At 63.3% G+C, this 25992-nt stretch carries 27 protein-coding genes; 13 read left to right on the forward strand and 14 right to left on the reverse strand.

What is annotated here, in order from left to right; genetic code table 11:
- Positions 1 to 3 precede the first annotated feature (3 nt).
- Together D618_RS0116055 and D618_RS19175 are read right to left on the reverse strand one after the other, a co-directional pair.
- Positions 4 to 408 (reverse strand): PIN domain-containing protein, encoded by a 405-nt coding sequence (locus D618_RS0116055; RefSeq protein ID WP_017672556.1) that lies wholly within the window; start codon positions 406 to 408, stop codon positions 4 to 6.
- On the reverse strand, positions 405 to 704 hold the full coding sequence (locus D618_RS19175) for a hypothetical protein (protein WP_017672557.1): 300 nt from the start codon (positions 702 to 704) through the stop codon (positions 405 to 407). The genes D618_RS0116055 and D618_RS19175 overlap by 4 nt, the downstream gene beginning before the upstream one ends.
- 59 nt (positions 705 to 763) lie before the next feature.
- Here D618_RS19175 and carB point away from each other — a divergent pair, with 59 nt between their 5' ends.
- The 3 genes from carB (at position 764) to D618_RS0116075 (ending at position 5381) form a co-directional block, all read left to right on the forward strand.
- Positions 764 to 4117: a carbamoyl-phosphate synthase large subunit gene (gene carB / locus D618_RS0116065; protein ID WP_017672558.1), complete on the forward strand. Its 3354-nt coding sequence runs from the start codon at positions 764 to 766 to the stop codon at positions 4115 to 4117.
- A gap of 106 nt (positions 4118 to 4223) precedes the next feature.
- Positions 4224 to 4700, forward strand: coding sequence for a transcription elongation factor GreA (gene greA / locus D618_RS0116070; RefSeq protein ID WP_017672559.1), 477 nt, complete (start codon positions 4224 to 4226; stop codon positions 4698 to 4700).
- A gap of 12 nt (positions 4701 to 4712) precedes the next feature.
- Complete coding sequence (locus D618_RS0116075) at positions 4713 to 5381, forward strand: rhomboid family intramembrane serine protease (protein ID WP_017672560.1); 669 nt, start codon at positions 4713 to 4715, stop codon at positions 5379 to 5381.
- A gap of 9 nt (positions 5382 to 5390) precedes the next feature.
- Here D618_RS0116075 and D618_RS0116080 read toward each other — a convergent pair whose 3' ends face one another.
- From D618_RS0116080 to D618_RS19180, 4 genes are all read right to left on the reverse strand, one after another.
- Positions 5391 to 5612 (reverse strand): DUF4170 domain-containing protein, encoded by a 222-nt coding sequence (locus D618_RS0116080; RefSeq protein WP_026091771.1) that lies wholly within the window; start codon positions 5610 to 5612, stop codon positions 5391 to 5393.
- A 160-nt stretch (positions 5613 to 5772) separates the two neighbouring features.
- Positions 5773 to 6153 carry a hypothetical protein gene (locus D618_RS0116085; protein ID WP_017672562.1) on the reverse strand — a complete coding sequence of 127 codons (381 nt, stop codon included), beginning with the start codon at positions 6151 to 6153 and terminating at the stop codon, positions 5773 to 5775.
- Complete coding sequence (locus D618_RS18715; RefSeq protein ID WP_017672563.1) at positions 6150 to 6587, reverse strand: phage holin family protein; 438 nt, start codon at positions 6585 to 6587, stop codon at positions 6150 to 6152. Before D618_RS18715 ends, D618_RS0116085 begins: the two co-directional genes overlap by 4 nt.
- Positions 6588 to 6613: 26 nt before the next feature.
- A complete protein-coding gene (locus D618_RS19180) occupies positions 6614 to 7270 on the reverse strand; it encodes a hypothetical protein (RefSeq protein WP_017672564.1) in 657 nt (218 codons plus the stop codon).
- Between the two features lie 214 nt (positions 7271 to 7484).
- Between D618_RS19180 and eno the strand changes: the two genes are divergently transcribed.
- The 4 genes from eno (at position 7485) to D618_RS0116115 (ending at position 11786) form a co-directional block, all read left to right on the forward strand.
- Entirely contained in the window at positions 7485 to 8759 is a 1275-nt protein-coding gene (gene eno / locus D618_RS0116100; RefSeq protein ID WP_017672565.1) for a phosphopyruvate hydratase, read from the forward strand.
- Between the two features lie 83 nt (positions 8760 to 8842).
- Positions 8843 to 9154 carry a septum formation initiator family protein gene (locus D618_RS0116105; RefSeq protein WP_017672566.1) on the forward strand — a complete coding sequence of 104 codons (312 nt, stop codon included), beginning with the start codon at positions 8843 to 8845 and terminating at the stop codon, positions 9152 to 9154.
- A gap of 224 nt (positions 9155 to 9378) precedes the next feature.
- Positions 9379 to 10398, forward strand: a complete 1020-nt coding sequence (gene pdhA, locus D618_RS0116110) for a pyruvate dehydrogenase (acetyl-transferring) E1 component subunit alpha (RefSeq protein WP_238550705.1) — start codon at positions 9379 to 9381, stop codon at positions 10396 to 10398.
- Positions 10398 to 11786 carry a pyruvate dehydrogenase complex E1 component subunit beta gene (locus D618_RS0116115; RefSeq protein WP_017672568.1) on the forward strand — a complete coding sequence of 463 codons (1389 nt, stop codon included), beginning with the start codon at positions 10398 to 10400 and terminating at the stop codon, positions 11784 to 11786. Before pdhA ends, D618_RS0116115 begins: the two co-directional genes overlap by 1 nt.
- Positions 11787 to 11837: 51 nt before the next feature.
- Here the strand turns inward: D618_RS0116115 and D618_RS18725 are convergent, their stop codons facing one another.
- Genes D618_RS18725 through D618_RS0116130 form a run of 3 tightly spaced genes read right to left on the reverse strand, consistent with a single transcriptional unit; the run spans position 11838 to position 15318 of the window.
- The gene (locus tag D618_RS18725; RefSeq protein WP_193746735.1) at positions 11838 to 12710 is read right to left on the reverse strand and encodes a TadE/TadG family type IV pilus assembly protein; all 873 of its coding nucleotides are present in this window, start codon (positions 12708 to 12710) and stop codon (positions 11838 to 11840) included.
- Between the two features lie 14 nt (positions 12711 to 12724).
- On the reverse strand, positions 12725 to 13321 hold the full coding sequence (locus tag D618_RS0116125; RefSeq protein ID WP_017672570.1) for a TadE family protein: 597 nt from the start codon (positions 13319 to 13321) through the stop codon (positions 12725 to 12727).
- Positions 13321 to 15318 (reverse strand): TadE/TadG family type IV pilus assembly protein, encoded by a 1998-nt coding sequence (locus D618_RS0116130; RefSeq protein WP_017672571.1) that lies wholly within the window; start codon positions 15316 to 15318, stop codon positions 13321 to 13323. The genes D618_RS0116125 and D618_RS0116130 overlap by 1 nt, the downstream gene beginning before the upstream one ends.
- Before the next feature lie 128 nt (positions 15319 to 15446).
- Here D618_RS0116130 and D618_RS0116135 point away from each other — a divergent pair, with 128 nt between their 5' ends.
- Positions 15447 to 16109, forward strand: a complete 663-nt coding sequence (locus D618_RS0116135; RefSeq protein WP_017672572.1) for a squalene/phytoene synthase family protein — start codon at positions 15447 to 15449, stop codon at positions 16107 to 16109.
- A gap of 36 nt (positions 16110 to 16145) precedes the next feature.
- A complete protein-coding gene (locus D618_RS0116140) occupies positions 16146 to 16598 on the forward strand; it encodes an EF-hand domain-containing protein (protein ID WP_017672573.1) in 453 nt (150 codons plus the stop codon).
- On the opposite strand, the gene trmFO is transcribed toward D618_RS0116140, so the two are convergent.
- Positions 16599 to 17972 (reverse strand): methylenetetrahydrofolate--tRNA-(uracil(54)-C(5))-methyltransferase (FADH(2)-oxidizing) TrmFO, encoded by a 1374-nt coding sequence (gene trmFO, locus D618_RS0116145; protein ID WP_017672574.1) that lies wholly within the window; start codon positions 17970 to 17972, stop codon positions 16599 to 16601.
- A gap of 93 nt (positions 17973 to 18065) precedes the next feature.
- Between trmFO and D618_RS0116150 the strand changes: the two genes are divergently transcribed.
- From D618_RS0116150 to D618_RS0116160, 3 genes are read left to right on the forward strand one after another with little or no spacing between them, the layout of a single operon-like run.
- The gene (locus D618_RS0116150) at positions 18066 to 18737 is read left to right on the forward strand and encodes a lysoplasmalogenase (RefSeq protein ID WP_017672575.1); all 672 of its coding nucleotides are present in this window, start codon (positions 18066 to 18068) and stop codon (positions 18735 to 18737) included.
- A 31-nt stretch (positions 18738 to 18768) separates the two neighbouring features.
- Positions 18769 to 18999 (forward strand): AbrB/MazE/SpoVT family DNA-binding domain-containing protein, encoded by a 231-nt coding sequence (locus tag D618_RS0116155; RefSeq protein ID WP_017672576.1) that lies wholly within the window; start codon positions 18769 to 18771, stop codon positions 18997 to 18999.
- On the forward strand, positions 18996 to 19385 hold the full coding sequence (locus D618_RS0116160; RefSeq protein WP_017672577.1) for a type II toxin-antitoxin system death-on-curing family toxin: 390 nt from the start codon (positions 18996 to 18998) through the stop codon (positions 19383 to 19385). Before D618_RS0116155 ends, D618_RS0116160 begins: the two co-directional genes overlap by 4 nt.
- A 3-nt stretch (positions 19386 to 19388) precedes the next feature.
- Here the strand turns inward: D618_RS0116160 and gyrA are convergent, their stop codons facing one another.
- The 3 genes from gyrA to D618_RS0116175 form a co-directional block, all read right to left on the reverse strand.
- Entirely contained in the window at positions 19389 to 22091 is a 2703-nt protein-coding gene (gyrA, locus tag D618_RS0116165; protein WP_017672578.1) for a DNA gyrase subunit A, read from the reverse strand.
- A gap of 139 nt (positions 22092 to 22230) precedes the next feature.
- Positions 22231 to 22926 (reverse strand): SDR family NAD(P)-dependent oxidoreductase, encoded by a 696-nt coding sequence (locus tag D618_RS0116170; protein ID WP_017672579.1) that lies wholly within the window; start codon positions 22924 to 22926, stop codon positions 22231 to 22233.
- The gene (locus D618_RS0116175) at positions 22923 to 23681 is read right to left on the reverse strand and encodes a YaaA family protein (RefSeq protein WP_017672580.1); all 759 of its coding nucleotides are present in this window, start codon (positions 23679 to 23681) and stop codon (positions 22923 to 22925) included. Before D618_RS0116175 ends, D618_RS0116170 begins: the two co-directional genes overlap by 4 nt.
- A 230-nt stretch (positions 23682 to 23911) precedes the next feature.
- Here D618_RS0116175 and D618_RS0116180 point away from each other — a divergent pair, with 230 nt between their 5' ends.
- On the forward strand, positions 23912 to 25258 hold the full coding sequence (locus D618_RS0116180; RefSeq protein ID WP_152414792.1) for a hypothetical protein: 1347 nt from the start codon (positions 23912 to 23914) through the stop codon (positions 25256 to 25258).
- A gap of 98 nt (positions 25259 to 25356) precedes the next feature.
- On the opposite strand, the gene D618_RS0116185 is transcribed toward D618_RS0116180, so the two are convergent.
- Positions 25357 to 25824 carry an Lrp/AsnC family transcriptional regulator gene (locus D618_RS0116185; protein WP_017672582.1) on the reverse strand — a complete coding sequence of 156 codons (468 nt, stop codon included), beginning with the start codon at positions 25822 to 25824 and terminating at the stop codon, positions 25357 to 25359.
- Positions 25825 to 25992: the final 168 nt, after the last annotated feature.

A 25992-nucleotide genomic window follows, 5' to 3' on the forward strand; every position in this document is an offset into this window, starting at 1 on the left:
CGGTCAGTCGCCCCACGGATTGATCAGCTTGACGCCCGTCCAGGCGAAGTCGGTCACGTTGCGCGTGGCGATCGGACAATCGTGCGCCAGCGCCTGCGCAGCTATCTGAAGGTCGAGCAATGTCGTCGTGTCGGGTCGCTGCGCGCGCAAGGCACCACAGAGGTGTGCGGCGTCGCTGGTAAAGGGCAAAATCCTGTCCGCGTAGGTCGTTTCGAGAATGTCCAGCCAACGCACAAGTCGAAGGCGAATTGCTTTGGCTTTCGGCAGTTCGGCGCCATAGCGAATTTCGGCGATGACAATGGTCGACAGCCAGAGGGAGCGTTCGTGTGCGATCAGCCAGTCGACCACCCTTGGGTTCGGATGGCGACTGAACTGAACGCTCCACACGTTGGTATCGACGATGATCAAGAAAAGTCCGTTTCCTTGATTGTCCCGATGCTGCGCGGTTCAGGCTCCCAGCCGATACCACGGCCTGCCTCGATCAGCTTTTCGATCCGCGCGCGACTTTCGGCTTTCGCATCGGGCTCAAGCCCCTGGAACGGTACCGATGCATCGGCAACCGCAGGCTTGGCAGAACCCATGCCAGCAGCCTCGATGATCAGCTGGCGCAGATGCTCTTCCATCGAGCGGCCATGCGCGGCAGCGGCCTGGCGGAAGCGCAGCTTGGCCTCATCGGGCAGGTTACGAACAGTCAGGCTGGCCATAGCGGCCTCCTCATAATGATATCAATGCAATCAATGTATACAAAGAGAGCACAATAACAATGCCCAAGCGCACCGACATAGACAGCATCCTGATCATCGGCGCAGGCCCGATCATCATCGGCCAGGCGTGCGAGTTCGATTATTCGGGCACGCAGGCATGCAAGGCGTTGAAGGAGGAGGGCTATCGCATCGTCCTCGTCAATTCCAACCCCGCCACGATCATGACCGATCCCGATATGGCCGATGCGACCTATGTCGAGCCGATCACCCCCGAGATCGTCGCCAAGATCATCGCCAAGGAGCGCGCCGAGCGCCCGGACGAGAAGCTGGTGGTGCTGCCGACGATGGGCGGGCAGACCGCGCTCAACACCGCGCTGGCGCTGGATGCCGATGGCACGCTCGAAAAATACGATGTCGAGCTGATCGGCGCGAAGGCCGAAGCGATCGACAAGGCCGAGGATCGGCTCAAGTTCCGCGACGCGATGGACAAGATCGGGCTGGAATCGGCGCGGTCGGGCATTGCCCACACCATCGATGAGGCGCTGGCGGTGCTCGAACGCACCGGGCTGCCCTCGATCATCCGCCCCAGCTTCACGATGGGCGGCACCGGCGGCGGCATCGCGTACAACCGCGACGAGTTCGTCCAGATCGTCACCGGCGGGCTCGATGCTTCGCCAACGACCGAGGTTCTGATCGAGGAGTCTCTCCTCGGCTGGAAAGAGTATGAGATGGAGGTTGTCCGCGACAGACACGACAACGCCATCATTATCTGCTCGATCGAGAATGTCGATCCGATGGGCGTGCACACCGGTGACAGCATCACCGTGGCGCCTGCGCTGACGCTGACCGACAAGGAATATCAGATCATGCGCTCGGCCAGCATCGCGGTGCTGCGCGAGATTGGCGTCGAGACCGGCGGGTCGAACGTGCAGTTCGCGGTCAACCCCAAGGACGGCCGCCTGATCGTCATCGAGATGAACCCGCGCGTGTCGCGCTCGTCGGCGCTGGCGTCGAAGGCGACCGGCTTCCCGATTGCCAAGGTCGCGGCCAAGCTGGCCGTCGGCTACACGCTCGACGAAATCACCAACGACATCACCGGCGCGACGCCCGCCAGCTTCGAGCCGACCATTGACTATGTGGTCACCAAGATTCCGCGCTTTGCCTTCGAGAAGTTCAAGGGATCGAGCCCGCTGCTTGGTACCGCGATGAAATCGGTGGGCGAGGTGATGGCGATCGGCCGCAACTTCCAGGAATCGATGCAGAAGGCGCTGCGTGGGCTGGAAACCGGTCTGTCCGGCTTCAACTTCGTCGATCATCTGGTCGGCGCGCCGCGCGAGGACATCATCGCCGAACTCAGCCAGGCGACGCCAGACCGGCTGCTGGTTGCCGCACAGGCACTGCGTGAAGGCATGACCGTCGCCGAGGTGCACGCGGTCGCGAAGTACGACCCGTGGTTCCTCGAGCAGATCCAGCAGATTGTCGATGCCGAAGCCGAGGTGCTGGCCGATGGTCTGCCGCGCGATGCCGCTGGCATGCGGCGGCTGAAATCGATGGGCTTTTCTGACAAGCGTCTTGCCTATCTGGCGCTGAAATCGGCGCATCTGCGCCCCGGCATGGGCCAGGCGCTGGCGCGCGGATCGGGACTGGTGCGCGATGCCGTGGTCGCGATGACCGGCGGCGTCACCGAGGAAGAGGTGCGCGCGCTGCGCCACAAGCTGGGCGTGCGCCCGGTGTTCAAGCGGATCGATACCTGCGCAGCCGAGTTCGAGGCGAAAACGCCGTATATGTACTCGACCTATGAGGCCCCGACCTTTGGCGAGCCGGAGTGCGAAAGCCAGCCGACCAATCGCCGCAAGGTGGTGATCCTGGGCGGCGGACCCAACCGCATCGGCCAGGGGATCGAGTTCGATTACTGCTGCTGCCATGCCTGTTTCGCGCTCGGCGATGCCGGGTTCGAGACGATCATGATCAACTGCAACCCCGAAACGGTCTCAACCGACTATGACACCTCCGACCGGCTGTATTTCGAGCCGTTGACCGCCGAGGATGTGCTCGAGATCCTCGATGTCGAACGTTCGACCGGCGAGCTGGTTGGCGTGATCGTGCAGTTCGGCGGACAGACTCCGCTCAAGCTGGCGCAGGCGCTCGAGGATGCGGGCATCCCGATCCTCGGCACCTCGCCTGATGCCATCGATCTGGCCGAAGACCGCGAGCGCTTTGCCAAGCTGGTCGACAAGCTGGGCCTCAAGCAGCCGATGAACGGCATCGCGCGCAGCCGCGAAGAGGCGATCGCGGTGGCGAGCCGCATCGGCTATCCGGTGCTCATCCGCCCCTCGTACGTGCTGGGCGGCCGCGCGATGGAGATCGTCGACGGTCAGGCGCAGCTCGAATCGTACATCGCCACGGCTGTGCAGGTCTCGGGTGATAGCCCCGTGTTGATCGACCAGTATCTGCGCGATGCGATCGAGGTTGATGTCGATGCGATCTGCGATGGCCGCGATGTCGCGATTGCCGGCATCATGCAGCATATCGAGGAAGCCGGCGTGCACTCGGGCGACAGCGCCTGCACATTGCCGCCCTACAGCCTTTCGGATGACCTGATTGCCGAGATGGAGCGCCAGACGCGCGCGTTGGCCGAAGGTTTGAAGGTCCGCGGCCTGATGAACATTCAGTTCGCAGTCAAGGATGGTCAGGTCTACCTCATCGAGGTCAACCCGCGCGCCAGCCGCACCGTGCCGTTCGTCGCCAAGGCGATCGGCCAGCCAGTTGCCAAATTCGCGGCGCGCGTGATGGCCGGCGAGATGCTGGCGGATCTGCCGGTGATCGACCGCAACATCGACCATATGGCGGTCAAGGAAGCGGTGTTCCCCTGGGCGCGCTTTGCCGGCGTCGACCCGGTGCTGAGCCCCGAGATGAAATCGACTGGCGAGGTGATGGGCATCGACAAGGACTTTGCCACCGCCTTTGCCAAGGCGCAGATCGGCGCGGGGCTCACCCTGCCGACCAAGGGCACGGTGTTCATTTCTGTCAAGGAAAACGACAAGCCGGTAGTGCTGGAAGCGGCGCGCGGCCTGATCGAGCTGGGCATGGATATCGTCGCGACCAGCGGCACCGCCCGCTATCTGGCCGATAACGGGGTTGCGGTCACCGAGGTCAACAAGGTGGCGCAGGGGCGCCCGCACATCGTCGATCGCATCAAAGACGGCGAGATTGCGCTGATCTTCAACACCACCGAAGGCTGGCAGAGCCTGAAGGATTCGCAATCGATCCGTGCCAGCGCGCTGACGGGGAAGATTCCGTACTTCACCACGGCAGCAGCCAGCGTTGCGTCGGTGAAGGCGATGGCGTCGCTTGCCAAGACCAGCCTTGAAGTAAAGCCGCTTCAGGCTTATTATAAACGATCTGAAGCTTGAGCCCCCTGACAAGTCGTTAATCCGATGCGGCCCGGATGACGGGCCGTAGCGGGTATTTTTGTCAGATGCTTGGCCATGCTCAGCCAAAGAAGAAGGGATATGCCGAATGGCAACCGTCGATAAGCTGCCGATGCTGCAAGAAGGATATGAAAAGCTCTCGCGCGAGCTGAAGATGCTCAAGGAAGAGCGCCCGTTGATCGTGGAAGCGATCGAGGAGGCGCGCGCGCATGGCGATCTGTCCGAGAACGCGGAATATCATGCAGCCAAGGAGCGCCAGGGCCAGGTCGAGGCCACAATCGGCGACCTCGAAGGCAAGCTGAGCCGTGCACAGATCATCGATCCCACTACGCTGTCGGGCGACAAGATCGTGTTCGGCGCAACCGTCACCCTGCTCGACGAAGACGACAAGCCGGTGAAGTACCAGATCGTCGGCGAGGCGGAAGCCGACGCGCGCAAGGGCCGCATCAGCTATTCCAGCCCGCTTGGCCGCGCGCTGATCGGGCGTCAGCTCGATGACGAGGTCGAGGTGAGCGTCCCTTCGGGCGACAAGTTCTACCTGGTGTCAAAGATCGAGTTCATCTGAACCATGCCCCAAATGCCGCGCGGAGCGGCGACCAACGCGCTGGTCATCCTGAATGTGCTGGTGTGGCTCGTCGGGTTCATCACCGGCTGGACCGAACCGATGCAGATCGAGGGCGGCTTCTGGGCCGCGCGGCTGCATGATGCCCTGAACGGGCATGGCAGCGCGTTACCGATCGGCTATCCCTGGGTCGTTCCGGTCTGGCTGACGCCGGTGACGTCGGCATTCCTGCACGCCGGGCTGTTCCACCTGGCGATGAACATGCTGCTGCTGGTGGTCGTTGGCCGGGTGGTGGAAGCCGCTCTTGGCTCAGAACGCTTCGTGCTGCTGTACGCTGCGGGCATCGCCGGCGCAGCCGCCGTTCATTATCTGGTCGATCCGCTGTCGACGACCCCGGTGGTGGGGGCCAGCGGCGCGATTTCAGCGCTGCTCGCCGCCTATTTCCTGCTGTTTTCCAGACGCAGGCCGCCCGCAATCGGACCTTTGCCAGCGGTGGCCGTGCATATCGCGTGGCTGCTGGCGGCGTGGGTGGGCATCAACCTGCTCAGCCAGCTTGCGTTTGCAGGGAGCGCGCTGGGAATCGCCATCTGGGCGCATATCGGCGGTTTCATAGTGGGGCTGATGCTGGCGATCCCGCTGGCGCGCGGCCACCGCATCCGGCGGCCGCGGCACGATATTCCCTGACGCGCGCCGTCAGGCGGAGGGCGTTTCCGGATCGAGCAGCCGATGCAGGTGCACGATCACATAGCGCATTTCGGCATCGTCGACGGTCGACTGCGCCTTGCTGCGCCAGGCTTCCTCGGCGCTGGCGTAATCGGGATACACCCCGACCAGATCCATCTTGTCGAGTTCGCAGTAATCCAGGGTTTGCGGGTCGCTGACGCGGCCGCCCATGACGAGGTGAAGTTTGCTCATTAGTGTGTGCGTCCCATGACCGATGAACCCGTCGCCGGGCGGCATCCTCTCCTGCAGGGACGGTTTGCTTCCAGCCCCTTGCGCTCTGCGGCTGGGCCATAATGCGGTTTGGCAGGATTTTAAAGCCCTGTTGCGGTTGTCGCCGCAACGGGCGGCGGGCTTACCGCTTGCGCGCCCGCCCAACGCTGGCGCTGACCTTGCTGATCTGCCCCTTGGCCTTCGTCGTCAGGGGGCCGGCAGCCTCGCGGATCGGCTTGCGGGCGAGAAACAGCCCGCCCAGCAATCCTGCGAGCGCGATCTTGCCGCGATGTGCCCAGGCGAGCGACGCCCCGCGATCGGCGGCATTGCCAACTGCATGCGCTGCCGTATCGATCGCCTCGTCGCGCAGATTGGCGGGGGCGAAACGGTCCTTTGCGCGGGCGAGCGCCATTTGCCACTGGCTGCGCGCCGCCAGGCGGCGTGCAGAGACTTCCGCCAGCGACTGGGCGGCGTCATCGTCAACGTCAACGTGCGATATGTCGGTCTTGTCCGGCTGGGTCATGCAGCGTTCCCGGTGTCTGCGGTCTGATCGCCATCGCTCTCGAACAGTGCGCCAACCTTGCCGATGCGTCCGGCCGCGAGCCAGAAGCACAATCCGGCAAGCACCAGCGATCCCAGCACCGTTACGCCCATGGCGGCCCACGCTCCCATGATCGGGATCAGCGCAATCATGGTGCCGACCACCAGAGCGATCAGCGCGCAACTGATCAAGATCAGCCCGACCACCGCGAGCAGGGCCATGGCGCGCACCTGCCGCCCGACGGCGGCCATGCGCGCCTTCTGAAAGCCGATCTCGGCGTCGATCAGCTCGCGCCCGTCGTCATACAGTCCGCGCAGCTGCGCGATCATGCCCGGCTTGTCTGCCTGCGTATCCGGCTGCGGCGGGGCAGGGTTCGCGCCGGGCAGGGGCGCGCTGGGGTGAGCAGGCTGTTCCAAGATCTTCGTCCGGGCGTCGTGCGCGCTCAGCGCCGCTTGCCAAAGACCGATGACAGCAGCTTGGCCAGTACCAGGCTGAACACCGCCGCGATGCCCGCTGCGGCGACCGGCTTGTTGCGCACGAATTCCTTGGTGTCTTCGGCGATTTCCTCGACCGGCTTGGCGCGCAGACGGTCTGCTGCGTCGGTGACCGACTGCGCCGCGCTGCGGGCATAGTCGCCATATTTGGGGCCGATATTGTCGTCGATGGCATCCGCGCTGTCGCTGATGATCCGCGCGATGCCATGCGCGGCGTCGCAGGCCATATCCTTAACCTCGACCGCTGCGTCCTTGGCCTTGGTGGTCATGTCTTCGGGAATCATTGCACTTACCTTGTCAGTCACGGCGCTCAGTGCGCCAGAGGAATGGGTCGCGGCGGCTGCACCTGCTCCAGCAGCGCCACTCGATACCTGGACTGCCGTATTGGGCGTGGGGGTCGGGTCGCTGGCGGCGGGCGCATGGTCCACCGGGGGTGTTGCGGCAGCGGGCTTGGGAGCCGCCTTGCGCTTGGGCTTGTCTGTGGCAGCCTCGGTCTGGGGAGCGCTTTCGGCACTCGCCGCTTTCCTCGCGCGCGGCTTCTTGGGCGCAGCGTTTGCGGGAGCAGCGTTTTCAGGCGCGTCGGCCCCGGTTTCATTGTCGGACATCAATTCCTCCTCAAGCTTCAGGGCAGACGCACGAAGCGCCGCAGGGGTTCCGCTCGCTTGTGCGTTATTCTGGCCAGTCTGGTCACATTTTCAAGCGATTTCGCGGACGCAGCATCGCGCTGGATCCGCCCGCGCCCGCAGAGTTGCAATGCCGCAGGCGAGCGCCTAGAGGGACGCCATTCATTCACCTGCCTGACCCGAAAGAGTGCCGCTTATGACCGCGATCATGGACATTCACGCCCGCCAGATTCTCGACAGCCGTGGCAACCCGACGGTGGAAGTCGATGTGCTGCTGGAAGACGGCAGCTTCGGCCGGGCAGGGGTGCCCTCGGGCGCATCCACCGGCGCATACGAAGCCGTCGAAAAACGCGATGGCGACATGTCGATGTATCTCGGCAAGGGCGTGATGCAGGCTGTCGACATGGTCAACAGCGAAATCTTCGAGGTCGTCGTTGGCCTCGACGCCGAAGACCAGCGTGACATCGACATGGCGATGATCGACCTGGATGGTACCGAGAACAAGTCGCGGCTGGGTGCGAACGCCATTCTGGGCGTCAGTCTCGCCGTTGCCAAGGCCGCTGCCGACGCGCGCGGCCTGCCGCTCTACAGCTATGTCGGCGGCGTGTCCGCGCATGTGCTGCCGGTTCCGATGATGAACATCATCAATGGCGGCGAGCATGCCGACAACCCGATCGACTTCCAGGAATTCATGATCATGCCCGTCGGCGCGGACAGCCTGGCCGAAGCGGTGCGCTGGGGCTCGGAAATCTTCCACACGCTCAAGAAGGGTCTGCACGAAAAGGGCCTGGCGACGGCGGTGGGCGATGAGGGCGGCTTTGCGCCCAACCTCGCCTCGACCCGCGCCGCGCTCGATTTCATCATGGCATCGGTCGAAAAGGCAGGCTTCAAGCCCGGCGAAAACGTGGTGCTGGCGCTCGACTGCGCCGCGACCGAGTTTTTCCGCAACGGCAAGTACGAGATCAGCGGCGAGGGTCTGTCGCTGAGCCCCGTGCAGATGGCCGAGTATCTCGGCAAGCTGTGCGACGAATACCCGATCCGTTCGATCGAGGATGGCATGAGCGAAGACGATTTCGAAGGCTGGCTGGCCGTCACCGAACTGCTCGGCAAGAAGGTGCAGCTGGTCGGCGACGATCTGTTCGTCACCAATCCCGCGCGGCTGGCGATGGGCATCGACAAGGGGCTGGCCAACAGCCTGCTGGTCAAGGTCAACCAGATCGGTACGCTCACCGAGACGCTGGAAGCCGTCAGCATGGCGCACCGCGCGGGTTACACCGCGGTGATGTCGCACCGTTCGGGCGAAACCGAAGATGCAACCATCGCCGATCTGGCGGTTGCGACCAACTGCGGCCAGATCAAGACCGGATCGCTCGCGCGCTCGGACCGGTTGGCCAAGTACAACCAGTTGATCCGTATCGAAGAAGAGTTGGGCGCCAGCGCGCACTATGCCGGAGCCGCCATCTTTCGCTGATCTTGGCAGGCATTGATCGCATATTTGATTCGGGCTGGCCGTTTCGGCTTGCCAGCCCGAATCAATTGTGATTCAAGCGATCAATGTCGTCCCGCAAACCCGTCATCAAACCCGCAAAACAGGCCATCGCGCCGGGCATCTCGCTCGTCGCGCTGCTGGTGATTGCGGCTTATGCCCTGCTGGGGCCGACGGGTGTGCTCGCCTGGGGCGATTATCGCCAGCGGCTCGAGGTGCAGAAAGTGGAGCTTGCCCGGCTGCACAAGCAACGCGACGCGCTGCGCAATCGCGTTGAACTGCTCGATCCGCGCGCGGTCGACCCGGACCTGGTCAGCGAGCTGGTGCGCCGCGACCTGAATGTCGCGCATCCCGATGAGATCATCGTTCCGCTGAAATGATCGAATGCGCCTTGCGGCGTTGCTGATGCTGCGGGAATCTTGCGCAAAAACCGCCTTCGCCGTTGCGTAAAGCGCGCCCATGCTTCTATAGACAGGCGGTCAAATCCTCCCCCGCCTCATGGCACTGATCCTTCAGCGTGAAAGGTTTTTTCGTCTTGGTAAAGACACCCGCTGCAAAGCCCGTTCGTAAGCCACCTGCTAAGGCCGAAGCCAAAGCGCCTGTTCTGCCTGAAGAGGGCAGCAACCACCCCCGTCCCCGCACGCCCGGACGCTTCGAGGCGAGCCAGGAAGAGCTGATGCATTTCTACAAGGAAATGCTGCTGATCCGCCGCTTTGAAGAGCGTGCCGGCCAGCTCTATGGCCTCGGCCTGATCGGTGGTTTCTGCCACCTGTATATCGGTCAGGAAGCGGTCGCGGTGGGCCTGCAATCGGCGCTGACGCCGGGCAAGGACAGCGTGATTACCGGCTATCGCGACCATGGCCACATGCTGGCTTATGGTATCGATCCCAAGGTGATCATGGCCGAGCTGACGGGCCGGGCCGCGGGCATTTCGCGCGGCAAGGGCGGGTCGATGCACATGTTCTCGACCGAGCACAAATTCTATGGCGGGCACGGCATCGTCGGTGCGCAGGTTCCGCTGGGCGCGGGGCTGGCCTTCGGGCACAAATATTCCGAAGACGGCGGCGTGTGCATGGCCTATTTCGGTGATGGCGCGGCCAACCAGGGCCAGGTTTACGAGAGCTTCAACATGGCAGCTCTCTGGAAACTGCCGATCATCTTCGTGATCGAGAACAACGGCTATGCGATGGGCACCAAGGTGTCGCGCAGCAGCGCCGAGACCGAGTTCTACCGGCGCGGCGATTCCTTCCGCATCCCCGGCATGCAGGTCAACGGCATGGACGTTCTGGAAGTGCGCGGTGCGGCAGAAGCTGCACTTGAATATGTCCGCGGCGGCAACGGCCCGCTGCTGATGGAACTGAAGACCTATCGCTATCGCGGCCATTCGATGTCCGACCCTGCCAAGTATCGCAGCCGCGAGGAAGTGCAGAACATGCGCGACAATTCCGATCCGATCGAGGCGGCGAAGGCTGAACTCATCCGTCTGGGCGTCAGCGAAGATGCGCTCAAGACGATCGACAAGGACATTCGCGCCGTCGTCAGCGAGGCGGCAGACTTTGCCGAAACCTCGCCCGAGCCGGATCCGTCCGACCTGTATACCGATGTGCTGGTGGAGCAATATTGATGGCCATCGAATTGAAAATGCCTGCCCTTTCCCCGACCATGGAAGAAGGGACGCTGGCCAAATGGCTGGTCAAGGAAGGCGATACCGTCGCATCAGGCGACATCCTGGCAGAGATTGAAACCGACAAGGCGACGATGGAGTTCGAGGCTGTCGACGAAGGCACCATCTCGAAGATCCTGATTGCCGAAGGCACCGACAATGTGAAGGTCGGCGCGGTCATCGCGCTGATTGCTGCCGAAGGCGAGGATGCCTCTGCCCCCGCACCGTCGCCTGCACCTGCCGCTGCTGCCGAGCCTGCGCCGGCTCCCGCTTCCGCTGCTAACAGCAAGGAAGAGGCTGCCGAGGCTATCGTTCCGGCCAAGCGCGCCACGGTCAGCGACCCTGCCATCCCCGAAGGGACGCAGATGGTGGGCACCACCGTGCGCGAGGCCTTGCGCGATGCCATGGCCGAAGAAATGCGCCGCGATGAGCGCGTGTTCGTGATGGGCGAGGAAGTCGCCGAATATCAGGGCGCCTACAAGGTGACGCAGGGCCTGCTCGAAGAGTTCGGCGCGCGCCGCGTGATCGACACGCCGATCACCGAATACGGCTTTGCCGGCATCGGTGCAGGGGCTGCGATGGGCGGCCTCCGCCCGGTCATCGAGTTCATGACCTTCAACTTCGCGATGCAGGCGATCGACCACATCATCAACTCGGCGGCCAAGACCAACTACATGTCGGGCGGCCAGATGCGCTGTCCGGTGGTGTTCCGTGGTCCCAATGGCGCGGCCAGCCGCGTCGGAGCGCAGCACAGCCAGAACTTCGGTCCCTGGTACGCCAGCGTCCCCGGGCTTATCGTGATTGCGCCCTATGACGCGGCCGATGCCAAGGGTCTGCTCAAGGCCGCAATCCGCACCGAAGACCCGGTCGTGTTCCTCGAAAACGAGCTGGTCTATGGCCGCACGTTCGATGTGCCGGCGCTGGAAGACCATGTGCTGCCCATCGGCAAGGCCCGGATCGTGCGCGAAGGCAGCGATGTCACCATCGTGAGCTATTCGATCGGCGTCGGCGTGGCGCTGGATGCAGCGGAAAAGCTGGCGGCTGAAGGCATCGATGCCGAGGTGGTCGATCTGCGCACGCTGCGTCCGCTTGATACCGCAACCGTGCTGGAAAGCCTGAAGAAGACCAACCGCATGATCGTCGTCGAGGAAGGCTGGCCGGTCTGCTCGATCGCCAGCGAGATCTGCGCGGTGGCGATGGAGCAGGGCTTTGACGACCTCGATGCACCGGTGCTGCGTGTCACCAACGAAGACGTGCCGCTGCCCTATGCCGCCAATCTCGAGAAACTGGCGCTGGTCGACAGTGCCCGCGTGATCGCTGCGGTGAAGAAGGTCTGCTACAAGGGCTGAGCCCTGCTGCAAACAGAACCGGCCGGGCAGTTCAGCCCGGCCGGTACCTGTTCAAGTCTCCGCCTTTGTGCAGATCAGGCCCGCTACGCACAGCCCCTTGCCGGGATTGTTGGGGTTGTTGCCTCCACTATATCCCGGCAAATCCTCATCATCATCATCATCATCGTCCCCGCCATTCTGCGCAGCGGACATTGCTGCCTGTGCGGAGGCAATCTGTGCATCGCTGGTCTGCGGCAGGATCGCGTCATATTTGTCGCAGGTGGACTGGCGCGCAGGCGCGACATTGTTGGTCGGTTCCTTGCCGATCTCGCGCGCGTCGCGCACGGTATAGGCCGCTTCCTGCCGCAGTTCCTTTTCTTCCATGAACATCGTGCCGAACAGCGGGTGGTAGGTGTAGGTCAGTTCGACATACATCACCGCCGTGCCGGTCGTGGCGCTGATCTTGTCGCCCGCAGGGCCCATGCCGGGAAAGCCCGTGCCGGTGGAACCGGTGCCTTGCGGGCCATAATCCGAATCCTCGATCGCCATGCCCTTGCACCGCTGCCACATGATGGTCTGCCCACCGCTGGCGTTGACCTCGAGACTCGACAGCACGGTGCGACCATCCTGATACAGGCCTGCCGCGCCCGCCTGGATCGATGCTGCCTGGAACACATCGTTGATCTGCTGTTCGTTGATCACCTTGGCGCCCAGGTTGGAATTGAGCGTGCCGATGCGCGAGGCGTTGTCCGCCATGTTCAGCGCGATCTGGCTCATCTTCATCTGGGTGATGGCCAGGTTGGATATCTCGACACCATAAAAGCCCAGGCCGATGAAGATCGGCAGCGAAAAGGCGAATTCGATCAACGCCAGCCCCGAACGGTCGCGACGCAACGCGCCGGCAGCCTTGCGAGTCCTATCGATGAGGCCGGGTTTTCCGGCCATGGGCGGGGTCGCCATCATGTGCAGATCACCTCTGTGGTTTGGGATGCCTGGTCGCCAAAGGGCTGGTTGCGCAGCACGGTGGCCGAAGAAATGGTGGCCGTGCTGCTGGTTCCAAGCAGCGCATAGAGCGGGAACTTGCGCTGGTAGGTCATGCGAACGGTGTACAGGACCACGTCCCTTGCACCCCCGATGCCCTCCTTGCCGAGATCTCGATCCCAGATTCCGTTGCCGTTTTCGTCGGTGAAGCACTCGGTCGGGTCCCGGCTGCCGTTGTTGTTCCGGTCGTCCAGCTCTTCGGGCAGGCCAACCTTGGCAAAGTCGCGATAGTTGCGTCGGTCGTAAGTAAAATCAGCCCCCTCGGCCAGGCCGCCGAGGTTCGCCTTGACCTTGTTATCCAGCACGCTGACCGAACTGGTGCCCGTTTCGAGCGCGGAATCGCGTCCAGCCTTCTGCACCGCTCCATCCAGGATCGCGCGGGCATAGACGGTGTATCCCATGTCGAACACACCCAGCAGCAGCATCAGAAAGGTTGGGGCAATCAGGCCGAACTCGGCAACGGTCACGCCACGCCGATCGCGACCTGCGCGCCTGATCAAAGCGAACATGGTCATCACTTGGTCAACCTCAATTCCGAAATCTGCTTGGCGATGTTCTGGAACGCGGCGTTGAGCGTGGTGCTGTTGGCGGCGGTGAAGGCGCTGCCGCTGCTGGCGCAGGTTTGCAGGTCAGTGGTCAGCGTCGTGCCAAAGGCAATGACCCAAAGGCGAATGCCCTTGCCCTTGATCGCTTCGCAGATTGCCAGATAGCGTCGCCGCTGCCGTTCGTACATCGATGGGTCGGTGCTGCCGCCTGTCACGCGAAGGTCATATTGCTCGACGCCATACATGCTCGCGACAGATTCGAAATAGCTGGTGAGCTCGCCGTCGGTCATGAAGATCATGTGGCGGCTGACTGTGCCGGCATTGCCCGGGTTGGCGTTCACCGTCGACTGGAAAGGTCCCTGTGGCGACGCAAGGCGAGCCCCCCAGAGCAGGCCGACGTCATGATAGGTACCGCCCACGGTCACCAGCCCGTTGACATAATCCTGCACCTGGGTGCGCGACATCGACGCCAGCAAGGTGGCCTTGCTGGGGCACGCTGTGTAGCCCAGATTGTGATTCTTCATGCTCAGGTCGTTGTTTCGGAAGAAATAGGTCTCTTCCCAATACGGCCGCCATCGCGTTGCATCGCTGGTGGGCAATGCATCAATGTTGAGGTCGTGGGCATTGCTGCTGCCATCAACGGTAATGCCATTGGCGGTGTTGACGATGACACCGCCCGGAATTGTGTCGCGTTCCTCGATGCACCCGGTCCAGCGGCTGGTACTGCCATTGACTTCGCTGGGCGTGAGCACGGCGGGGTTCGCGGCCTTGATCGACCGGACGAAGTCATGAACCGGAAAGGCGAACCTTCCATATTCCCACCGCGCGAATGTTGCGCCGGACTGCCAGACGGGGGATTCGACAGTGGTGGTCGTGGTTGTGGTGGTGGTCGTCTCAACGACGGTCGTGCGCTTGCGCACGCACGTACGGCGGTTCGTTCCGGACCAGTTCGACGTTTGACCATTCCAGCTATAAGGCTCGTAGCTCGTTGTGGTCTTGACGTTGCCGCTGGTGACCACAATCGGCGTGCCCTGCGGGGAGGGGCGAAAGTTCCAAAGAAACTGGTCAAAATTGACGTTGTTGCCATAGTTCGTGCATTTGGCGGGGTTGAGCGTGGTCCCATAGGTCTGATAATCGACCGACGACTGCGACGAGACATCGGTTGTCGTGTCGCTGGTGGTGATGCTCCAGATCGGCCGACGCGACTGATAGCTCCAGGTATCAGCGGGATTGGCACCGATCAGCCACTGCGTATTGGCGTCGTAGAGCAGCTCGCCGACGTTGACGTTGGTCGAATAGGGCACGAACGAGTAGCGAATACGTGCATTGCTGCCAGCCGATGCGCTGGCGAGCGTATCATAAAAGCTCATCACCGAACTGCGCAGGGCATCGATCCTGACAACCGTTCCCCCCGAACCATTGGGGATGGTCCAGGCCATCGAGCCCGTGACATCGAGCACGAAGGTGACATCCGTGTTGCTGAGGTTCAGTTCTGCCTCGCACGAAACGGCGATGGTCAGCGTTTCCTTGCCGAACATGCCCATGATGGTCGTGGGCATGATGGTGGACGCAGTGCCCAGAACCGTGCTGGAACCGCTGGCGTTGCTGGTGTTGAAGACCACATTGGTGGTGCGGTTGTAGCCTTCCTTGAAGTTGATGTCGAAAAAGTCCTGGGCCTGAGCCCTGGCTGCGTCGTTGTAACTGCCGCGTTCCATCGCGCGGCGACCGGCGAGCACGCCCGCGTCGCAGGCATGCTGGATGCGCGACTTGACCATATAGGCGCGGCTCATGTCCACCGCGCCGCCGATCATCGCGGCCATCGGCAGAATGCTGGCCGCCAGAATGGGCAGCACGTTGCCGCGCTTCGACCCGATCAGCCGATTGAGCACCGGGCGCGGCGGCTGGGCGGCAGCACAGGTCTGCGCGGGGCTGTCGTGGCGCTGTGGGTCGGTGTGGCGGATGGTCATGGTATGAATAGTGCCTCTGAGACGTAATGTGCCTTCTACGTGCGGAATGGTAAGCAGCCCTCAAAGGGAGTTGGTTACCGCCATGTTTACCTTGATCCGCCGCAGAAATTGGTCGATGCGCGGGCCGCATGGATGCCTCGCAAACCCCTGTTTCGCCGCTCGTGACGCTGGCCACCGGCTATGGCGATGCGCAGATGCGGCTGTGGTGCCAGGCGTTGTTTGCGTTCGATGCGCAAATTGCCGGCATCGTGCTGCAGGCGCGCGAGCCGATGCTGGCGCAGATCCGCCTGCAATGGTGGCATGATGTCATCGCCAAACCTGTAGCATCACGGCCCTCTGCCAACCCGGTGCTGGCCGCGCTGCTGCCGCTCGAGGCGCAGGGGCTCGATCTGGCGGGCGCGCTGGGCGGTGTGATCCGCGGCTGGGAGGCTGCGCTCGACCGTGAGGATAGCGCAGCGGTTGCAGACTTCGCCAAAGGGCGCGGGCAGTTGATGGCGGCGTTCGCACCCTTGGGGCAGGGCGCGGCGAGGGACGATCTGCACCGCATCGGTGCGGCCTGGGCCTTGTGGGACATGGTGCGCTTTCACCGGCGGACAGAGGCGCTCGATGCAGCGGTGCGGGGAATCGATGCGCAGGCCCTGGCGCGCATCCGGCTGCCACGGAACCTGCGCCCGCTCTCGATCATCGCGCGCGCGGTGCAGCTTGACATCGCGCAGGGGGCGATGGATCGTCCCTGGGGCAGCCCGGGGGTGTTTGCCCGGCTGGTCTGGCACGGACTGAGCGGTCGCTAGGCTGCCGGGCAAGGGCCGGGGAACTGGAGGCGACAGATGCGGATCCTGTTCGGCGGACTGGCGGCAATCGTGCTGATGGTCGGCGGTTTCTTCCTGATCCGCGCACAGCAGCAGCAGGCGGACGAACTGGCCAGCATCGCCGCGCCGCCGCCGCTTGCTGAGGATGCCGCGCTGCCGATCGTCGATCCGGGTGCCCTGCGTGGTCCCGAGCCTCCGCAAGCCACCGAAATGACCCGCGAGCAGCGGCGCTTTGCCCGGTTCGACCGCAACGGCGACCGCATCATCACGCGCGAGGAACTGCTCGCCAGCCGCACCAAGGCGTTCAAGGCGCTCGACAAGGACGGCAACAACCTGCTGACGTTCGAGGAATGGGCCGTGGCAACGTCCGATCGCTTCGCCGGGGCCGATAGCGACAACAATGGGCGGCTCAGCCCGGAGGAGTTTGCCACCACCCGGCCCAAGCGCGCCGTTCAGCGCTGCAAGTGCTGATCATTCCGCGGCAATCGCCTCGGTTTCACCCGATATCCAGCGCTGCAGGTCAGCCCGCGCGCGCGAGGTATAGGCCTCCTTGCGCTGCTTCTTGTGCACCGCGCCCTCGGGCGGCGGAAACAGGCCGAAATTGACGTTCATCGGCTGGAAGTCGCTCGCCTCCGCGCCGCCGGTGATGTGGCCGAGTAGCGCGCCCAGCGCGGTGGTGATCGGCGGGGTCTCGAGCGTGCGACCCTGCAGCTCGGCAGCAGCAAAGCGCCCCGCCATCAACCCGACGCTGGCGCTTTCGACATAGCCTTCGCAGCCGGTCATCTGCCCGGCAAAGCGGATGTGCGGTGCGCTCTTCAGACGCAGCTGCTCGTCGAGCAGCCGGGGCGAGTTGATGAAGGTGTTGCGGTGCAGCCCGCCCAACCGTGCGAACTCGGCCTTTTCCAGCCCCGGAATGGTGCGGAACAATTCGACCTGCGCGCCATGCTTGAGCTTGGTCTGGAAGCCGACCATGTTCCACAGCGTCCCCAGCTTGTTGTCCTGGCGCAGCTGGACGACGGCATAGGGCCAGCGGCCGGTGCGCGGATTGTCGAGCCCGACCGGCTTCATCGGACCATAGCGCAGCGTCTCCACCCCGCGCGAGGCCATCACCTCGATCGGCATGCAGCCCTCGAAATAGGGCGTGTCCTTCTCCCACTGCTTGAACTCGGTCTTCTCGCCGTCCATCAGCCCCTGGTGGAACGCAAGGTACTGCTCCTTGTCCATCGGGCAGTTGATGTAATCCTTGCCGTCGCCTTCAGGCCCCACCTTGTCCCAGCGGCTGGCCATCCAGCAGATGTCCATGTCGATGCTGTCGCGGTGGATGATCGGGGCGATGGCATCGAAGAACGCCAGCGCATCCTCGCCTGTCGCCGCGCCGATCGACTGGGCCAGCGTCATCGCGGTCAGCGGCCCGGTGGCCACGATCGTCGGGCCGCTGTCGGGCAGGGTGTCGATCCGCTCGCGCACGATGTGGATATTGGGATGCTCTTCCAGCGCCCTGGTGACATTGGCGGAGAAGATATCGCGATCGACCGCGAGCGCCGACCCTGCGGGTACCTTGGCGGTTTCGGCTGCCGCCATGATCAGCGAATCCAGCGTCCGCATTTCCTGGTGGAGCAGACCGACGGCGTTGCGGTCGGCATCGTCGGAGCGGAAGCTGTTCGAGCAGACGAGCTCGGCCAGGCCATCGGTCTGGTGCGCGGGCGTCATGTTGTCGCCGCAGCCGCGCATTTCGGACAGGCGTACGCGAACGCCCGCCTGCGCCAGCTGCCAGGCTGCCTCGGACCCGGCAAGGCCGCCGCCGATGATGTGAATCTGGTGATCGAAATTCTGTGTGCGTGTCATGCTCACGCAGATAGCGCGGGATAACGGCTTTGCCCAGCTTGCGTTGATCGGCACATCGGTGCCATCACGCGACGATTCAGCAAGGGGAGCGATATGGTCGTCAAACGCGCACTGGTGGAATCGCGGCCCTGGCTGCTGCTCAGCCTGCTGGCCTCGATCAGCTATTATTTCGTCAGCGATGCCCAGATCCCGGGCCTGTACCTGATGATCTGGAAGGGGCTGGGCGTCAGCTTCCTGGCGGTGTTTGCCACCGTGCGTCACCATTCGGCGGATGGCCGGCTGATCGGCGGGGTCATGGCGTTCGGTGCGATCGGCGACATGCTGATCGAAATCGACCTGATCTATGGCGCAGTCGCGTTCCTGGTCGGTCATGCCATCGCGATCGCGCTTTATGCGCGGCACAGGCGCGCCACGGTCACCTTCAGCCAGCGGATGTTTGCGGTTGTGCTGGTGCCATGCGTGGTGCTGATCGCCTGGGCGTTGCCGCTGGATCGCAGCGGGGCTGCCGGCATTGCGCTCTACAGCCTGTTCCTTGCCGTGATGGCGGCGATGGCGTGGACCAGCGATTTCCCGCGCTATCGCGTGGGCCTTGGCGCGCTGTTGTTCGTGGCGTCGGACCTGCTGATCTTCGCGCAGCTGGGGCCGCTGGAGGCTTCCGCGATTCCCGAATGGCTGATCTGGCCGCTCTACTATTTCGGCCAGTTTCTGATCTGCACCGGGGTTATCCAGACGCTGCGCCACCGAGACCCGCGCGTCGCGGCTTGAGCGGGCAGGCCCTGCGTGTTATAACATCTGTATGAACAAGCCCCTCAAACTCATCAAGATCGGCAATTCGACCGGGATAATCCTGCCCAAGGATGTGCTGGCCCGCATGAATGTGGGGCAGGGCGACGAGATCTATCTGAGCGAAAGCGCTGACGGTCGCATCAGCCTCGACCGCTACGATGCCGAATTTGCGAGTCAGATGGAATTGGCCGAACAGATCATGCGCGAGGATCGCGATATTCTTCGCGTTTTGGCGAAATGATCGACTGGAAGTGGCTCGACAAGGCCATTCTTCTGGCAGTGCATGACCGTCAGATTGCAGAGCATGGCGGTGGCCAGGGTATTCGGGACGAGGGCCTTCTGGAAAGTGCGCTGAACCGGCCCGTGAATCTGGCTGGCTATGGAGAGCCGGCAGCTGCTGATCTCGCTGCTGCTTATGCGTTCGGCATCGCGCGCAACCATCCGTTTGTAGATGGAAACAAACGCACGGCCTGGGTTGCTGCGCGTCTGTTCCTGATGGTCAATGCTGTCGAGATCGCGTTCGACAAGGCTGATGCGACGGTCATGATGCAGCAGCTCGCCGCAGGCGACCTGTCCGAAGACGAGGTCGCCCGCTGGTTTCGCGATCACATCGTGCAAGCCGGTTAAGGCTTACTCCGCCGTATCCGGCGCGCCTTCGGCATCGCCGGCAGGCTCGTCGCCATTGTCCTCTTCGGCAATGCGCGCAGCGCTGACCACGTGTTCGTTGTCGGCCACGTTGAACAGGCGTACACCCGCCGAATTGCGGCCGATGACGCGCATGGTCGAAAGGCTCAGCCGGATGAGCTTGGCCTGATCGGTCACCAGCATCAGCTGGTCCGACTGGTGCGCGGGAAAGCTGGCGAGGACCGGCCCGTTGCGATCGATATTGTCGATATTGGTGATGCCCTGTCCGCCGCGACCGGTGCGCCGGTATTCATAGGCCGACGACAGCTTGCCATAGCCATTGGCACATACGGTGAGCAGGAACTGCTCGGCCTCGGCAAATTCGGCGACCCGCTCAGGCTTCAGTGTCGGTTCGGCCTCGTTGCCCTTCCACGGCGCAGCGCGCAGATAGTCGTCGCGTTCCTCGGTCGTGGCCTCGAAGCCCGACAGGATCGACAGCGAGATCACCTCGTCGCCTTCGCGCAAGCTCATGCCGCGAACACCGGTCGAGGTGCGGCTCTGGAATTCGCGCACATCGGTGGCGGCAAAGCGGATCGCCTTTCCCTGACGGGTGGCGAGCAGAACGTCGTCGCCCTCGGTCAGCAGCGCCACGCCGATCAGCCGGTCGTCGGAATCGTCGTCAAAGCGCATGGCGATCTTGCCGTTCGAGGGGATGTTGGTGAACGCATCCATCGAATTGCGGCGCACGGTTCCGTTCGCGGTGGCGAACATGACATGCAGATCGGCCCAGGTGCTCTCGTCCTCGGGCAGCGGCAGCACGGTCTGGATGGTCTCGCCCTGCGCCAGCGGCAGCAGGTTGATCATCGGCCGCCCGCGCGTGGCAGGTCCACCCTCGGGCAGGCGCCACACCTTCTTGCGGTACACCTTGCCATGCGTGGAGAAGAACAGCACCGGGGTGTGCGTCGAGGTGACGAACATGCTGGTCACCGCGTCCTCGTCCTTGGTCGCCATGCCCGAGCGGCCCTTGCCGCCGCGTGCCTGTGCACGGAACGCCTCGAGTGGGGTGCGCTTGATATAGCCCTGCAGCGTGACGGTGACGACCATCTCCTCGCGCTCGATCAGGTCTTCATCATCAATGCCATCGGCTGCCGGAGCAATCACCGACAGGCGCGGGGTGGCAAATTCGTCGCGCACCGCGATCAGTTCTTCCTTGAGCACTTCGTACAGCTTGGCACGGTCGGAGAGGATTGCCAGATATTCGGCGATCGCCACCGCCAGCGCGCTCAGTTCGTTGCCGATCTCGTCGCGGCCCAACGCCGTCAGGCGGTGCAGACGCAGATCGAGGATCGCACGGACCTGCAGGTCGCTGAGGCGATAGATATCGCCTTCCTGCTCGCCCTCGATCGCCTCGACCAGCTTGATGTACTGCGCGATCTCGCCGATCGGCCATTCGCGCGCCAGCAATGCTGCGCGCGCTTCGGCGGGCGAAGCCGATCCGCGGATGATCTTCACCACCTCGTCCATGTTGGTGACCGCGACCACCAGGCCGAGCAAGATATGCGCCCGGTCACGCGCCTTGGCGAGCTCGTACTTGGTGCGGCGGGTGATCACCTGCTCGCGGAACTGGACGAACGCCTCGATGATGTCCTTGAGGCTGAGCACCTCGGGACGGCCGCCGCGAATGGCGAGCATGTTCGCCGGGAAGCTCGACTGCGCGGGGCTGTAGCGCCAGATCTGGTTGAGCACGACCTCGGGCGAGGCATCCCGCTTCAGGTCGATGACGATGCGGACACCCAGACGGTTGGATTCGTCGCGAATGTCGCTGACACCCTCGATCCGCGCTTCCTTGCCCTTGGCGGCTTCGGCGATGGTTTCGACCAGCGCGTTCTTGCCGACCTGATAGGGGATCGAGGTGAGCACGATCGACCGACGATCGCCGCGTCCTTCCTCGATCGCGTAGCGCGCGCGCATGATGATCGACCCGCGGCCCTTGGAATAAGCGTTGCGCGCGCCCGACTGGCCCAGGATCAGCGGTGCTGTCGGGAAATCGGGGCCCGGGATGATCTTCATCAGATCATCGAGCTCGATCATCGGGTTCTCGATCCAGGCGAGGCAGCCGTCGATCACTTCGCCCAGATTGTGCGGCGGAATGTTGGTGGCCATGCCGACCGCGATGCCGCCCGCGCCATTGACCAGCAGATTGGGGAAGCGCGCGGGCAGGACCTGCGGCTCCTGACGCGATCCGTCATAGTTGGGGATGAAATCGACGGTGTCTTTTTCGATATCTTCCAGCAGCTTGAGCGCGACTTTGCTCAACCGGGCTTCGGTGTATCGCATCGATGCCGGGGCATCCGGGTCCATCGATCCGAAATTGCCCTGGCCGTCGACCAGAGGCACGCGCATCGCCCAATCCTGCGACATGCGCGCCAAGGCCATGTAGATCGAGCTGTCGCCGTGCGGGTGATAGTTACCCATCACGTCACCAACGATCTTGGCCGACTTGCGATAGGGCTTTCCGGCGACGAAGCCGCCTTCGTGGCTGGCGTAGAGAATGCGTCGGTGGACGGGCTTCAGGCCGTCGCGGACATCGGGCAGGGCGCGGCTGACGATGACCGACATCGCGTAATCCAGATAGCTGGACCGCATCTCGTCGACGATGTCGATGCGTTCGATCTCGGTGGGTTCCGCAGGTGCGGTGGTATCGTTCATTCCATACGCCTTAATTGCTTTTGTGACGCTTTTGCGTCCCCTGTGGCTCTAGGCGACGGGGGGGCGAAATGCCAGCTTTTGCGGGTGTTCAGCCGCTATTTTTCAACAGGAAATACAGCCGCTTGAGTGGTTGCGCTTGTCAGGGCTGGATGGCGCTGCCGTCGAAGGCGAATATCCCCCCCGAATCGGCGGCTGAAAGTCCTGCCAGCGCGTCCAGAAGGCAGCTTGCACTATGGTCCGCATCGAACAGCCGCCCCTCGGCGACGTTGCCCTGAAACGGCTGGCTGAGCGCCGTATCGACCGTGCCAGGGTGCAAAGCGACGCAGATGGCCTGGTCGTTGCGGCGGCCCCATTCGATCGCGATGTTGCGGATCGTCATGTGCAGCGCCGCCTTGGCCGCGCGATAGCCGTACCAGCCGCCCAGCCGGTTGTCCGAGATGCTGCCGACGCGTGCGCCGATCGCCGCGAAGTGGGCTGGGGCCTTGCGCGGCATCAGCGGCACGAAATGCTTGGCGACCAGCGCCGGGCCGATGGTGTTGACGGCGAAATTGCGCGCCATCCACACCGGGTCGATACCCTTGAGGCTTTTTTCCGGGCCCTTGCCATCGGCATGGAGCAGGCCGGTGGCGACGATCACGCACTCCGGCACGATCTCCTGCTCGCGCAGGTAGGCGGCAGCATCAGCGATGCTGGACTCATCCTCCAGATCGAGGTGCAACGGCCCGTCGTAACTGCGGGCAAAGCCGGTGACCTGGTCTCCCCGCGCCTGGGCCTGCCGCGCCAGCGCAGCGCCGATGCCGCCCGATGCGCCGATGATGACCGTATGGCGGCTCATGACCGGACGAAGCGCCAGATATGATCGTCGCTGGCCTCCTCGTCGAAGCGATAGCCGTCGCTGTCAAAGCCCTTGAGCGCTTCGGGATCGCTGTGGCGATGTTCGCACAGGAACCGGGCGGCCATGCCGCGCGCGCGCTTGGCATCGAAGCTGACGAAGCGCGGACCCTTGGGGCCCTGTTGCCGGAAATCGGCGGTGATGATGCGGATGCCGCGCCGGGCGAGGCCCTTGTCGGCAGCGGCGAAATATTCCTGGCTCGCCAGATTGATCACGGTATCGCTGCCAGCTGCCGACAGGTCATCTGCGATCGCGGCGGCAATCCGATCCCCCCAGAAGGCCACCAGCGATTTGTGTCGCGGCGCCCAGCGGGTACCCATTTCAAGGCGATAGGGGCGGATGGTGTCAAAAGGCCTCAAGAGACCGTACAGGCCCGAGAGGATGCGGACATGATCCTGCGCGAAGCTGAGCCCCGCATCGTCCAGCGTGCGGGCGGCCAGGCCCGTGTAGACATCGCCATTGAACGCGAACGCAGCAGCACGTTCAGGCTGGCCGTGAAAGTCGCGATAGCGCGCATGGTTGAGATCGATCAGGGCATCGGACACCGGCATGATCTGCTTGAGCTTCGCCTTGCTGAGCCTTGCTGCAGAGCGCACCAGCCGGCCTGCCTCGGCCTCGAACCGCAGCGGTGTGGGGTCCACGGCGGGAACCGGCGAATCGAAGTCCAGCGATTTTGCGGGGGAGAGAAGGATAATCATAGGCGCTGGCGGATAGCGCAGGGCGACCCTGGATGCAAAGCGCGTTCGCTCGGCGCTCTGGCACTGGGCCTGGTGCAAGGGATCAGCCCCTGGCAGGCATTTTGCCGGGGAACCGCAAAGTGCGGTTGTTCGTTTCTGCCAGAGTCATTAAGGACGGCTTCATCAAGCGACCGGCAAACGGTCGCATAAGCCCGGCACGGTCTGGCCGTGTCTTTAGCTCGGAGGATTACATGCGTCGCATTTCCCGTTTCCCGATGACCCTCGCGCTGGCTCTGGCCGCAACGAGCGCCGTCTCGCTGATGTTGCCCACCGACGGTGCCTTTGCGCAGCGCGCTGAGAAGAAGGGCAAGAAAGGCAAGGAAGAAGCGCCGCAGCTTGAGCTGAGCCCCGAATTCCGCAATGCGTTTGCTGCCGCCCAGACGGCGTTCGGCGCCAATGATTTTGTGACTGCCGAGGCGAAGCTGACCGAAGCTGCAGCTGTCGCTGCAAGCCCGGATGAGAAATATCTGACCGGCAAGATGACGCTGCAAATCGGCTTGAAGAAGCAGGATGATGCCATGCAGATGCAGGGCGTCGAAATGGCGCTGGCCAGTGGCAAGTCGACCGAGGTCGAGTTGCGCACGTTCAACAGCTTCATCGGCGAGAAGGCCCTGGTCAAGAACGACTTTGGTCGCGCGCGCACCTATCTGACGTCAGCGGTTCAGGCCGGTCAGACCGGGCCGGTCAACCTGTTCCAGCTGGCAGAAGCGCATTTTGGTGAAGCCATTGCCAAGTCCGGTGGACGCAGCATCGATGCCACCAACGCGCCGCTCGCAGCGCAGGGCCTGCCGTACCTGCAGCGCGCGGTCGAGGCGCAGCTGGCCGGTGACAAGCAGTATGCCGCCAGCTGGGCGAAGCGCGGTTTCCAGATCGCACGGGCGACCAAGAGCGACAGCACCACCTGGGCGCAGCTGCTGCTGCAGGCAGACAGCGGCAAGGGTGCCTGGAACGAGGTGATCCGCGCGGTGCAGGGCGACAATCGCAACTTCACCAGCGAACAGAGCCTCGATGCCATGCGTCTGTTGCGGATGGCAGGGGGCCTGAACAGCGCCAGCGATTATCAGGAGTATATCGAGGCTGCAGGAGCCGCCCGCCGCCCGACCGAAGTCATTGCGCTGATCGAGGAAGGCAAGGCCGCTGGCATCATCACCGACAGCAATGCGACCTTCAAGGAAGCGCTGGCGACCGCCAATTCGAACCGCGCCGATTACATCGCAACGCTGCCGGACTCGGTCCGCGATTCTCGCGGCAAGGCCACACCCAATGTGACGCTGGCGACCGCTGACGCGATGCTGGCCAACAAGCAGTTCGCCGAAGCCGAGGAATTGGCCGCACTGGCGCTGACCAAGAATGTCGAGGACAAGGAGCGCGCGATGATGGTGCAGGCCATCGCACAGGTCCAGCAGGGCAAATATGAGCCCGCCAAGCAGACGTTGGCTGGCGTGACCGGCGTTCGCGCGCCGATCGCCAAGCTGTGGGCCTTGTACATCGATCAGAAGACGGGTGCGGCTGCACCGGCTGCGGCACCTGCTGCCTAAGCTCGGTTTTTAATCCGGACGCCGAAACGGCAGGCCAGGCATCTTGCCCGGCCTGCCGTTTTCATGTTCGGTCGATGGCCGGGACGCCAGCACCGCCCCTATTCGTCGAGCGGGACGCCAGGCTGCTGTTTGGATGTCCGGATGGTCAGCGAGGTCTTGACGCTGGCCACGTTGGCAGCGGGTGTCAGCCGCGAGGTCAGAAAGGCCTGGAATTCCTGAAGATCGCGCGCGACGATTTTCAGAATGAAGTCAATCTCGCCGTTCAGCATGTGACACTCGCGCACCTGCGGCAGCGTGCTGACATGATCCTCGAATGCCTTGAGGTCGCTCTCGGCCTGGCTTTTCAGGCTCACCATCGCAAACACGGTGATGGCAAAGCCCAGCTTTTGCGGATCGATATCGGCGTGATAGCCCCGGATGATGCCCGATTCCTCGAGTGCCCGGACGCGGCGCAAGCAGGGCGGCGCGGTCAGCCCTACCCTGCTGGCAAGCTCGACATTGGTGATCCGCCCCTCGTCTTGCAGGCGGGTCAACAATTGCCGGTCGATATGGTCCAGACTTGACACTCTTCTTCCCCTGCCTTGCCCTGAAATTTTGGTACTGCGGCCCTGCCCGGGCATTCATGCCGCGTGCAACCCGTGGTCTTGGCGTCTTCCACAGAAACTTTCCGCAACAAGACGCCACCTACCTATAATATAATTATTCGGTAACGCAATTGTCCCACATTGCGACGC

The sequence above is a fragment of the Blastomonas sp. AAP53 genome (genome assembly GCF_000331245.1).
In the GTDB taxonomy this organism is placed as follows: Bacteria; Pseudomonadota; Alphaproteobacteria; order Sphingomonadales; family Sphingomonadaceae; genus Blastomonas.

Excerpts from the sequence above, each read along its gene's own strand:
- D618_RS0116105 (WP_017672566.1), top strand. The coding sequence starts at position 8,843 with ATGTCGTCCCGCAAACCCGTCATCAAACCCGCAAAACAGGCCATCGCG.
- trmFO (WP_017672574.1), bottom strand. The coding sequence starts at position 17,972 with ATGACACGCACACAGAATTTCGATCACCAGATTCACATCATCGGCGGC.
- D618_RS0116130 (WP_017672571.1), bottom strand. The coding sequence starts at position 15,318 with ATGACCATCCGCCACACCGACCCACAGCGCCACGACAGCCCCGCGCAG.
- D618_RS0116140 (WP_017672573.1), top strand. The coding sequence starts at position 16,146 with ATGCGGATCCTGTTCGGCGGACTGGCGGCAATCGTGCTGATGGTCGGC.
- D618_RS0116135 (WP_017672572.1), top strand. The coding sequence starts at position 15,447 with ATGGATGCCTCGCAAACCCCTGTTTCGCCGCTCGTGACGCTGGCCACC.
- D618_RS0116075 (WP_017672560.1), top strand. The coding sequence starts at position 4,713 with ATGCCGCGCGGAGCGGCGACCAACGCGCTGGTCATCCTGAATGTGCTG.
- D618_RS0116160 (WP_017672577.1), top strand. The coding sequence starts at position 18,996 with ATGATCGACTGGAAGTGGCTCGACAAGGCCATTCTTCTGGCAGTGCAT.
- D618_RS0116155 (WP_017672576.1), top strand. The coding sequence starts at position 18,769 with ATGAACAAGCCCCTCAAACTCATCAAGATCGGCAATTCGACCGGGATA.
- D618_RS19175 (WP_017672557.1), bottom strand. The coding sequence starts at position 704 with ATGGCCAGCCTGACTGTTCGTAACCTGCCCGATGAGGCCAAGCTGCGC.
- D618_RS0116080 (WP_026091771.1), bottom strand. The coding sequence starts at position 5,612 with ATGAGCAAACTTCACCTCGTCATGGGCGGCCGCGTCAGCGACCCGCAA.
- greA (WP_017672559.1), top strand. The coding sequence starts at position 4,224 with ATGGCAACCGTCGATAAGCTGCCGATGCTGCAAGAAGGATATGAAAAG.
- carB (WP_017672558.1), top strand. The coding sequence starts at position 764 with ATGCCCAAGCGCACCGACATAGACAGCATCCTGATCATCGGCGCAGGC.
- D618_RS0116085 (WP_017672562.1), bottom strand. The coding sequence starts at position 6,153 with ATGACCCAGCCGGACAAGACCGACATATCGCACGTTGACGTTGACGAT.
- D618_RS0116150 (WP_017672575.1), top strand. The coding sequence starts at position 18,066 with ATGGTCGTCAAACGCGCACTGGTGGAATCGCGGCCCTGGCTGCTGCTC.
- D618_RS0116180 (WP_152414792.1), top strand. The coding sequence starts at position 23,912 with ATGCGTCGCATTTCCCGTTTCCCGATGACCCTCGCGCTGGCTCTGGCC.
- D618_RS0116115 (WP_017672568.1), top strand. The coding sequence starts at position 10,398 with ATGGCCATCGAATTGAAAATGCCTGCCCTTTCCCCGACCATGGAAGAA.
- D618_RS19180 (WP_017672564.1), bottom strand. The coding sequence starts at position 7,270 with ATGTCCGACAATGAAACCGGGGCCGACGCGCCTGAAAACGCTGCTCCC.
- D618_RS18725 (WP_193746735.1), bottom strand. The coding sequence starts at position 12,710 with ATGGCCGGAAAACCCGGCCTCATCGATAGGACTCGCAAGGCTGCCGGC.
- D618_RS0116175 (WP_017672580.1), bottom strand. The coding sequence starts at position 23,681 with ATGATTATCCTTCTCTCCCCCGCAAAATCGCTGGACTTCGATTCGCCG.
- D618_RS0116170 (WP_017672579.1), bottom strand. The coding sequence starts at position 22,926 with ATGAGCCGCCATACGGTCATCATCGGCGCATCGGGCGGCATCGGCGCT.
- eno (WP_017672565.1), top strand. The coding sequence starts at position 7,485 with ATGACCGCGATCATGGACATTCACGCCCGCCAGATTCTCGACAGCCGT.
- gyrA (WP_017672578.1), bottom strand. The coding sequence starts at position 22,091 with ATGAACGATACCACCGCACCTGCGGAACCCACCGAGATCGAACGCATC.
- D618_RS0116125 (WP_017672570.1), bottom strand. The coding sequence starts at position 13,321 with ATGACCATGTTCGCTTTGATCAGGCGCGCAGGTCGCGATCGGCGTGGC.